At 69.3% G+C, this 9,084-nt stretch carries 9 protein-coding genes and 1 pseudogene; 3 read left to right on the top strand and 7 right to left on the bottom strand.

The window, feature by feature from the left end:
- Window positions 1-279 precede the first annotated feature (279 nt).
- Window positions 280-799: pseudogene (locus CTZ28_RS49980) on the bottom strand (transposase); the annotation flags it as partial.
- Between the two features lie 29 nt (window positions 800-828).
- Window positions 829-1,443, bottom strand: a complete 615-nt coding sequence (locus CTZ28_RS22760; RefSeq protein WP_121891506.1) for a DUF6000 family protein — start codon at window positions 1,441-1,443, stop codon at window positions 829-831.
- A gap of 937 nt (window positions 1,444-2,380) precedes the next feature.
- Here CTZ28_RS22760 and CTZ28_RS22755 point away from each other — a divergent pair.
- The 3 genes from CTZ28_RS22755 (at window position 2,381) to CTZ28_RS49330 (ending at window position 4,380) form a co-directional block, all read left to right on the top strand.
- Window positions 2,381-3,559: a Cmx/CmrA family chloramphenicol efflux MFS transporter gene (locus CTZ28_RS22755; protein ID WP_121891505.1), complete on the top strand. Its 1,179-nt coding sequence runs from the start codon at window positions 2,381-2,383 to the stop codon at window positions 3,557-3,559.
- 248 nt (window positions 3,560-3,807) lie between these two features.
- Window positions 3,808-4,050, top strand: a complete 243-nt coding sequence (locus CTZ28_RS49335; protein WP_310887621.1) for a hypothetical protein — start codon at window positions 3,808-3,810, stop codon at window positions 4,048-4,050.
- A 78-nt stretch (window positions 4,051-4,128) separates the two neighbouring features.
- The gene (locus CTZ28_RS49330) at window positions 4,129-4,380 is read left to right on the top strand and encodes a hypothetical protein (protein WP_310887619.1); all 252 of its coding nucleotides are present in this window, start codon (window positions 4,129-4,131) and stop codon (window positions 4,378-4,380) included.
- 297 nt (window positions 4,381-4,677) lie between these two features.
- Here CTZ28_RS49330 and CTZ28_RS22740 read toward each other — a convergent pair whose 3' ends face one another.
- The 5 genes from CTZ28_RS22740 to CTZ28_RS22720 all read right to left on the bottom strand — a co-directional run bounded on the left by CTZ28_RS22740 (window position 4,678) and on the right by CTZ28_RS22720 (window position 9,083).
- A complete protein-coding gene (locus tag CTZ28_RS22740; protein WP_121891504.1) occupies window positions 4,678-5,010 on the bottom strand; it encodes a hypothetical protein in 333 nt (110 codons plus the stop codon).
- Between the two features lie 41 nt (window positions 5,011-5,051).
- Entirely contained in the window at window positions 5,052-5,912 is an 861-nt protein-coding gene (locus CTZ28_RS22735; protein WP_121891503.1) for a DUF3592 domain-containing protein, read from the bottom strand.
- A gap of 43 nt (window positions 5,913-5,955) precedes the next feature.
- On the bottom strand, window positions 5,956-7,068 hold the full coding sequence (locus CTZ28_RS22730) for a hypothetical protein (protein WP_121891502.1): 1,113 nt from the start codon (window positions 7,066-7,068) through the stop codon (window positions 5,956-5,958).
- A gap of 205 nt (window positions 7,069-7,273) precedes the next feature.
- Window positions 7,274-8,128, bottom strand: coding sequence for a carbohydrate ABC transporter permease (locus CTZ28_RS22725; RefSeq protein ID WP_220795382.1), 855 nt, complete (start codon window positions 8,126-8,128; stop codon window positions 7,274-7,276).
- Window positions 8,118-9,083 carry a carbohydrate ABC transporter permease gene (locus CTZ28_RS22720; RefSeq protein ID WP_398656513.1) on the bottom strand — a complete coding sequence of 322 codons (966 nt, stop codon included), beginning with the start codon at window positions 9,081-9,083 and terminating at the stop codon, window positions 8,118-8,120. The genes CTZ28_RS22725 and CTZ28_RS22720 overlap by 11 nt, the downstream gene beginning before the upstream one ends.
- Window position 9,084: the final 1 nt, after the last annotated feature.

Below are 9,084 nucleotides of genomic sequence, written 5' to 3'. Positions count from 1 at the left end.
ACCCCGGCTCGGAGCTCAGATCGTCACGGATCGTCTTCAGCGCGAGCAGCCGACCCGACCCCGTACGGGACAGGAACACCTGCCCCATACCGCCCGCACCGAGCCGGCCGAGCAACGGATAGCCGCCGATGGACACCGGGTCCGAAGGCTGAAGGTTCTTCATGACGATTCTTCCCCGGAAGTCTGCCTCAGGCTCGAACCACACACAGGACCTCGGCCCGCGCGCTGGTGAGCAGGGTGGTACGCGCCCGCAAGTATGCCCGACAGACTCGCCCCACGTCATTCCCACCAACTCGTCAGCGCCGAACGGAAGTTGTACCTGGTCATGTCCCGCGCGGGGTGGTGCAGCCACTTGCCGAGCTGATGCGGTTCATACGGGGGAAGCCGGCGGTTGTCAGCGGGTGGTGTGGTGGTGAAGGGTTGGTCCATCGAGCCTTCGGAGAGGCAGCGGCGGGCGAAGACCTGCCACGCGTCGTGGAGTTCAGCCAGGACTGCGGCGGCGAGCCGGGCGACGGTGGCGGGGAGTCCGCGAACGTCGCGGCATCCAGCAGCATGGTCTTGACCCGAGCCGCACCGTGGACAAGGTGCGGATCGCGGCCATGAGCCCGCTGTGGCTGTCGGAGATCTCCAACTGGACGTTCCCCAGGCCCCGGGCCTGTAAGGACCGCGGGAACCTTGTCCGGAACGGCTTGGACTCGCTGTCGCCGACCATCAGCCCGGAGATCTCGCGGTGCCCGGTGGCGGAGACGCCGGTGGCGATGACCACGGCCAGGGAGACGACCCAGTGGTCGACGCGGGCACCTTGCAGCAACACGAGGTGTGTTGCCGTCATCTCGCTTCGGCGCATTCGTCGACGACGGCGCAGAGCCGGCGAATCAGGCTCAGGCAGGAGGCGGGGTCCGTGGTGCGCTGCATGTGGGAGGCATCCTGGAGCCATTGTTGCCACAGGCCACCCGAGCCCAGGAAACGTGCGGCTTGGGCGCCTCCGAGATTCATGTCGATGAACACGAGAGCGCTCATGGCTACGGTCTGATCGTATGCGAGGTCGGGGCGGCGAAGATAGCGATCAAGATAGGCGGCGAGCAGAACGGCGTCGCGCGGCGTGCCGAAACTGGTCAGGGCCACGCAATAGGCCAGCCCGACACAGCAGACCTCGCTGGCCAGCAGGAGTTCCCCGAGGCGCTCACGGAACTCGGTCCGGCGGGAGACGGCCACGAGCCATGTTGCGGTCCTCCGCTCCCGCCAACTGCCCTCCAGGAGGGTGGCGATCTCTTGCGCAGTGATGAGTCCCGCGTCTTCGCTGAGATCTCGGATGAATCGGTCGTACTCAGGACTTTGCATGCGCAGCAAGCTGCCGCCGAGCTTCAGATAGCGCCGTTCGGGCGTGACATAGCGGCGAACCAGGGCCAGCAGTTCGGGATCATCGTGGGCGTGGCGTATCACAGGCCCGATCCTGGCCCGCCGTTGCGGAACGAGGCCAGCCCTTTTTGACGTTACGCCGCTCGCCGGCTGGAAGGGGTGACAACTGCTGTGCCGCCCGCGATGCGGCGCCAGGGTCCTGCCCCGCCGGTGACATCCCCGGTGGCTTGCTCGTGGGAGATCCCAGGTTGGGGCAACTCGCGGGCGACAACTGCCATGCCTCGGCACATGGGACCAACGTTGCCGAAGGTCGAGGCGTCGTCGGAGTCCGCGGATGTTTCCCACGCCGTCTGCCGCCAGCTCCGACATGGCCCGCTGCGCAGCTCGAAGGCGTGTGTGGAATGCCGTGTGGCCGGTGTGGGTTCGATGGCGGCGGTGAGCGGGGCCCAGTCCGGGTCTGTTGTGTGGATGGCCTGTGCCAGTGCTGGGGGTAGGTGTTCCGAGTCGGCGAAGTCGGCAGGTGTCGCGTCCGGCGAAATCGTCGCGGCGCATGCCGTGAGCGGAGCACCGTTCGTCACCGCCACCTCCTCTCTCGCGCCGACCGCTCCGCCGATACGTGCCCTGCTTCCGGCGCTGTGACGCCTCGCCGTCGACCGGCTCGGCCTGGTACGGGTCAAGGCCGCATCCGGTCCGTGCAGGCACTCCTGGGGACACACCGCCGTCTCGTTGCCCCGGAGCGCGAGAAGGGCCCCTGGATGTTGCGGGGCATGACGTTGTTGACACTGGCCGACGCCGTGAAATGGAGGTGCTTCGGCGGGCATCGGTCGGGTAGCGTGCGAGCCGTGTCGAGTCCTGAGTCAGACAGGGTGGGGGCTTTCGGTCACGCCGTCAGCCCCCGGAACCACTGAGTTCACAGTCCTGCCGTCCCGCCGCGTTCTGTGGCCGGACGAGTGCGCCCTTGGGTGCTGACCGCGGTGACGAGATGACCTTCTCGTGCTTCTCCTCACCTCGGAGCCACTCGATGCCTTTCCCGCTGTACCTGCTTACCCTGGCGGTGTTCGCCATGGGTACCTCGGAGTTCATGCTCGCCGGCCTCCTGCCGGACATCGCCTCGGACCTCGGCGTCACCGTCGGGACAGCAGGCGTGCTCACCTCGGCCTTCGCGATCGGCATGATCGTCGGTGCCCCGCTCATGGCAGTGCTTGCCCGCCACTGGCCCGCGCGGTCGAGCCTGCTTGGATTCGTCCTCGCGTTCTCGGCAGCCCATGCCGTGAGTGCTGCCACCTCAAGCTTCGCGGTGCTGTGCGCGACCCGGGTGGTCGCAGCGCTCGCGAACGCCGGGTTCCTCGCCGTCGCTCTGACGACCGCCACCACGCTGGTCCCTGCCGACAAGAAGGGACGCGCGCTCGCCGTGCTGCTGTCGGGCGCCACGGTGGCCACGATCGCCGGCGTCCCCGGGGGGTCGGTGCTCGGCACATTCCTCGGCTGGCGGGCCACGTTCTGGGCCGCCGCCGTGCTGTGCCTGCCCGCGGCCGTCGGCATCCTCATCGGAAGCCCAACGCGCCGCGGGCAGAAGAACCCGGCTGACGGGCCGCCACTGCGAGCGGAGCTCGCACAGCTCAAAAGTCCGCGGCTGCTCCTGGTCATGCTGCTCGGCGCGCTGGTGAACGCGGCCACCTTCGCCGGCTTCACCTTCCTCGCCCCGGTTGTGACTGGCACCGCCGGGCTGGGCGAGCTGTGGATCTCCGTCGTCCTGGTGCTCTTCGGGGCCGGTTCCTTCGTCGGCGTCACCGTCGCCGGACAGCTGGCCGACCAGCGCTCCGGCCTGGTCATCGCAGTCGGCGGTCCGTTGTTGCTCATCGGCTGGCCGACCCTGGCCGTGCTGGCCGACCGGCCGGTCGCTCTGCTCACCCTCGTCTTCGTCCAAGGCGCGCTGTCGTTCGCACTGGGCAGCACGCTGATCACGCGGGTCCTGTACGAGGCGGCCGGAGCCCCCGCCATGGCCGGCTCCTACGCGACCGTGGCACTCAACGTCGGCGCCGCCACCGGACCCCTCATCGCCGCGAGCACGCTCAGCGCCGCGGTCGGGGACCTCGGGCCGCTGTGGGCAAGCGGACTCCTCGTCGCTGCCGCGCTGCTGGTCGCGTTCCCTTCGCGCGGTGTGCTCGCGGCCGACCGGAGCAGTGAGGTGCTCCAGTGACGCAAGCGAACGCTTCGTTGAGCGTAGAGGGCCGCGGAAGGCTCGACGAGCGTTGTCGCACCCGGCCGATTGCCCACGCCGCCTCCGAGCCCGGTGTCTCCCGCGCGTGCCTGTGCATCAACAACCGCCGGTTCCTCGATCCCGACGGATCCGCCAACCGGCGCCCGCCGACACGTATCTGGGCCCTGCCCGGGCCACATGGTCCACCTGGACGACAAGGAGGTCGGACGCATCCCCGACGGCGGCGGATGGCGGGCCCACGGCCGCGGCTCCGAGCAGGCCTCGCCGAGGAGGCCGACTACGCCTACGCGCTGCGCGGCGGCCTGGGTGTACTGTCCCTGCGCCCGCTCGCCGAGGAGATCCACTCCAGTCCGCGCGTGCTGCTCTACCTGTTCGGTAGCAAGGACGGGCTGATCCGTGCTCTGCTGTCGCGGGCCAGGGCGGACGAGCTGGAGGCCGTCCGGCAGGCCGGTGGCCTGCCGCAGGAGTAGACGGGACTGGGGCCGGTGGCCCGTGCGCTGTGGCGGTGGCTGTCGGATGACGCCCACCGCGGCATGCTGAGGCTATGGGTGGAAAGCTACGGCCGTTCCCTGATCGACCCCGACGGGCCATGGGCCGGCTTCGCCCGCGACACGGTCGAAGACTGGCTGGAGCTGCTGGCCCGCAGCCAGCCCGCCGCCTGGCGCCACACCGAGGCCGCACGCGCGCAGCGCACCCTCGTCCTTGCCGTCCTGCGCGGCGCGCTACTGGATCTGCTTGCCACCGGTGACAGCGCGCGCACCACCGCGGCGCTCCACCTCCAGCTGGACCTGCTGGAATGACGTGGTGCGCCACGACGAGCCACGGGCCGCCGCACGGCACAGACGATCGCAGTCCTCGCGCCCGGCGGCCGGGGCGAGGGGAAGGCCGTCGGGTGACACGACACGATCGGGCGGTCGGGCAGGTGGGCGAGCCTGGTGAAGTAGGCGCGGTAGAGGGGCTCCTCGGCGGTCAGGGTCTCGATGGTGGCGAGCAGGCGTCCGGGGCGGGTTCTGGGCACGCAGAGCGGTTCGTCGAGCTGGGTGACGTTGCCGAAGTGCACGTACACATCGCCGTGTTCGAAGACCGCGGGTTCCGCATCAGGCCACCGGCCGGTTGGCGAGCGTGGCCACTTCGGTGAAGTAGGCGCGGAACAACGGCTCGTCGCCGTGCGGCACCCGGGCCGCCTCCGTGGAGCTGTACCGGAAGGCCGTCAAGTCGGTGCCGTAGAGGGCGGCGTTCGGATCACGCACGACACCGAAGATCAACTGGCCCGGCTTGTCCGGCTTTTTGTAGTGCACCCGCACCCCGAGCCAGCGCAGCGGAACCCTGAGTGTGTGCGGCATACCGCTGCCGCGCAGCGGGAACAGTTCGAACACCCCCCGGTCCACGCGTACATGCAGGTCCTCGTAGTCGAACGTGAGCGGATCCATGCCGGGACGGTATCCCGGCGCACTCCGGATCTCTTCGGGCGTCACAGCAGCACCGCCCCGACGACGACCGCCGCCACTCCCAGAAGCAGCAACACGATGCCGAGGACGAGGTCGAGTGGGCGGGACCGGTGTTCCGCCGCGATGTCGGGAGTGAAGACGGCGGGGTCGTCGGGTGTGTAGTGGATCGTGATGTTGCGGCCGTAGGCGTTCGCCGGGTCGGGCAGATCGTCGGTGCAGTAGGCGGTGACGGGGGTGCCCTCGTGGGTGGTGAAGGCGATGACCGGCGTGTGGCTGGTGTAGGTTCCCCCCTCGCTGTCGGTGTCGGTGTCCGTGAGCACGGCGATGACACGGGCCTGAACAGGGGGTTGGGCCGTCAGCGCGTCGATACGGCGACTCACCGCGCGAACGCTCTGGGGCAGGTACCACACGCTGTTGACGGTCCAGGGTCCGCCGAAGCCGATCAGGGCCCACGGCCACGCCCAGTCGATCGCCGCGAAGACCACCAGCCCGACGTAGATCAGGAAGACCGCGAAGTTCGGCCATCCGAGCCCGCGCCGGCCCGCCGTGAGGTCACTGACGAACCGGTAGGCGTGCGGTCTCCCGCGCGGGTAGCGGACACCGATCTGGCGGCCCGTCCAGGCCGCCGTGATCATCTCCCCGTGGTCACGGTCGTTCGTCACGGTGAACTCCGCACCGCTGGACGGGTCCTGGAAGGAGACGACCACGGGTATCCCGTCCATGCCAGAGCTTCCGTGCCGGGGCTCGCGCACCTGCTCGATCCGCCCCATGACCCGCACCGCCCGCTGCGCCTTCGTCATCCCGGCCAGCGACCGGGTATAGCCGATCAGTGCGACGGTGCCGAACACCCCGCACCACAGCACCAGATATCCCTGCAGACCCATGTGTCTTCCTCTTCTTCCGTAAGATGCGGCCGCGCGGAGTCCGTCAGTGCGCCGGAGTGCGCCGCACCACCTTGCCGTCCCCGTCCGCCTCCAGCGAGGCCGCCCCATCGGAGCCCGTCACACCGACCCTGATGGTCAGCGAGCCGGTGAGGCGTTCCACGGTGACCTGCCAGGTCTGCGGGGAACCGACACCCAGGCTGCTCCTCGCTTCCTTGACCAGGGCGGGGAAGCGGTCGTAGGGCAGGGATTCCGGGTCGAACGTCGGGGCGTTCGAGCCGGTGGGCGCGTACACGATGGACAGCAGGCGTTCCTGTACGACGACGGTGAGCGCCGCGCGCGTGTCCGTGCCCTTGGTGAGGGTGCGGACGGCCCTGCGCAGCGCGTCCTTGTCGAGGAACGACTGGTTCGGGCCGAGGGCGACCGTGCCGGAGGCCGACGACACCACCGTGGTCGACGAAGACGAAGACGAAGAGGAGGAGGAGACCGACGGCTGGACGGAGGAGGGCGGCAGCCCGGAGGTGCCCTCGTCGAACAGGTCGGCGCGGAACAGCAGGACCACACCGGCTGCGGCGAGCAGCAGGGCGAGCAGCGTCACGAAGCCGACGGCACAGCCCTCGGGGGTCTCGCTCACCATGGCCGGACCGGGCGCCGAGTCGAGCTGGGCCCCGGCCGCCCGCTCCTCCCATTGCGGTGTCGGCCGCTTCACGATGCGCACCCGCCACGGCCTGTCCGGCGGATACTGGACCACCACGACGCCGCCCGGCCGGTAGTCGGGCAGGTCCGCGAGGTTGATGTCCTGCGTGAACGCGACGCGGTACGCCGGTGCGTCGTCCGGCGCGACGGTGAGATCGAACCGCACCGCCACGTCGCTCGTCGCCTCGCCCCCGACGGCCTCCACACTCTCGACCCTCGCGAGCGCCGTACACGGCACGAGGGCCGCCTCCCTGACGCGCCGCGGTACACCGGCGAGGAAGAAGAGCAGGCCGTAGACCGCGGGCAGGACCAGGCCCGTGACGAACAGCGGCACGCTCTCGATGATGCCGCCGACGACGAGAGCGGCGAGCGATGCCCCGACAACCCCGCCCGTCAGGAAGCCTCGGGCGAGGGCGACGGGCGTGTTGTGCGTGGGCGGAGGTGCGCCCGTGGTGATCGTCATGCGGTTGATTGTGTCGGGCTGGGGTGATGGCCGGAAGATCTCCAGGCGTCTGCCTCCGGGGCTGCTGGGTACGACCCCATGCGGGGAATGGGCGGGCCCGCGCCGGGTGTCCGAGCCCGGTGCGCCGGCCGGAGCCGCCCCTCCGGAAGGTTCGGGCCGGGTCGGGGCTGGAGCGGAGCGGCTTCCAAGGCGCGTGATTCCGTCCTCATTTGAGGCCCGAGTGGGCCAGGCCCTCGACGAACTGGCGCTGGGCGACGACGAAGACGACCAGGACCGGCAGGACGGTCATGGTGGCGGCGGCCAGTTGGGTGTTCCACATCTCGCCTCCGTAGGCGTCGGTGAACCGGGTGAGGGCCTGTGGCAGGGTGAACAGCTCCGGCGAGGTGAGGTAGACGGTGGGTTCCAGGTAGAGGTTCCATGAGGTGAGGAAGGTCAGGATGGCGACCGCGGACAGTGCAGGCCTGGCCAGCGGGAGGAAGATCCGCCACCAGAGCGCGGGGCGGCCGAGACCGTCCAGCCGGCCCGCCTCCTCCAGTTCGGCCGGCAGGGCGATGAAGAACTGCCGCATGATGAAGGTCGCCAGGACACAGGGTCCGGCCAGCGCGGTGACCAGGATCAGCGGCCAGTGTGTGTTGATCATCCCGGCTCGTTTGAACATCTGGAACAACGGCACGATCGTCACCTCGCTGGGCACCAGGAGGCCGACCAGCACCACGAGGAAGAGGGCGTTCGCGCCGGGGAAGCGGATCCGGGCGAAGGCATATCCGGCGAGGCTGGAGACCAGCAGGGTGATCAGGGTGACCAGGACGGCGATGTAGACGCTGTTCGCGTACTGCCGGGCGAAAGGCTGGAAGCTGAACGCCTCGCTGTACGCGGACAGGGTGGGGTCGGAAGTCCACAGGGACGGCGGGGCCTTGAAGATTTCGGGCAGCGGCTTCAGCGAGGCCGCCACCATCCAGACGGTCGGCACCACGAACGGGATCGCCAGGACACCGAGCGCCGTCACCAGGAGGGCGTGCCGCAGGGCGGATCTGCGCTGACTGCTCGACTTACTGCTCATGGAACACCCACTTCCGGCGCAGCTGCCACTGCACGAGGGTCAGCAGCATGACGAAGGACAGCAGCATCAGGGCCAGCGTCGAGCCGTAGCCGATGTGGTTGAACTCGAAGGCCTGCTGGAAGACGTAGTAGACGAGCACGGTGGTGCTCAACTCCGGGCCGCCACTGGTCAGTACGGCGATCTGCGCGAACGACTGCAGCGCGCCGACGACGGTGATGATGGCGGTCAGCAGCAGCGTGGGGGAGATCAGCGGAAGCGTGATCCGGGTGAAGATCACCCTGCTTCCCGCGCCGTCGAGGCGTGCGGCCTCGTACAACTGCGCCGGCACGCCTTGCAGGGCGGCCAGGAAGAGCACCATGTTGACGCCGACGCTGCGGATCACCTGAGTGACGATCACCGACAGCATCGCGGTGTCGCCGCGCTGAAGCCAGTTCGGCCCGTTGATGCCGACCGTGTCGAGAAGGCCGTTGATACCGCCGTTGTCCTGGAGCAGGAAGCCCCAGACCAGGGTCCACGCCACCACGGAGACGACGACCGGGGAGAAGAACAGGGTGCGGAAGAACGTCGCGCCACGGAAGCGCCGGTTGAGGAGGACGGCGAGCAGCAGGCCCAGGCCGATGTTGAGGACCACGACCCCGCCGCAGAAGACGGCGGTCGCCCCCAGCACAGAGGGCAGTTGGGGATCGTCGGCCAGGGCCGCGTAGTTGTCGACTCCGACGAAGGACTGTCCGCCGGAGAAGACGTTCCAGTCGTTGAGGCTGTACCAGATCGCCAGCCCGACCGGGACGAGCACGAACAGCACGACCCCGGCGAGCTGCGGCGCGATGAACAGATAGCCGGCGAGTACGTCTCGGCGCCGGATCGTCCAGAACGGGGGTCCGGAGGTGTCCCGGGGCTTTGTCGCCGCCGGGGAGGCGCCCGGTGTCCTCGCGCGGGTCTTCGTGAGGCCGGACATG

It is taken from the genome of Streptomyces shenzhenensis (assembly GCF_003688995.1).
Taxonomy (GTDB): domain Bacteria; phylum Actinomycetota; class Actinomycetes; order Streptomycetales; family Streptomycetaceae; genus Streptomyces; species Streptomyces shenzhenensis_A.
This window is presented reverse-complemented; position numbering and strand designations above follow the sequence as displayed.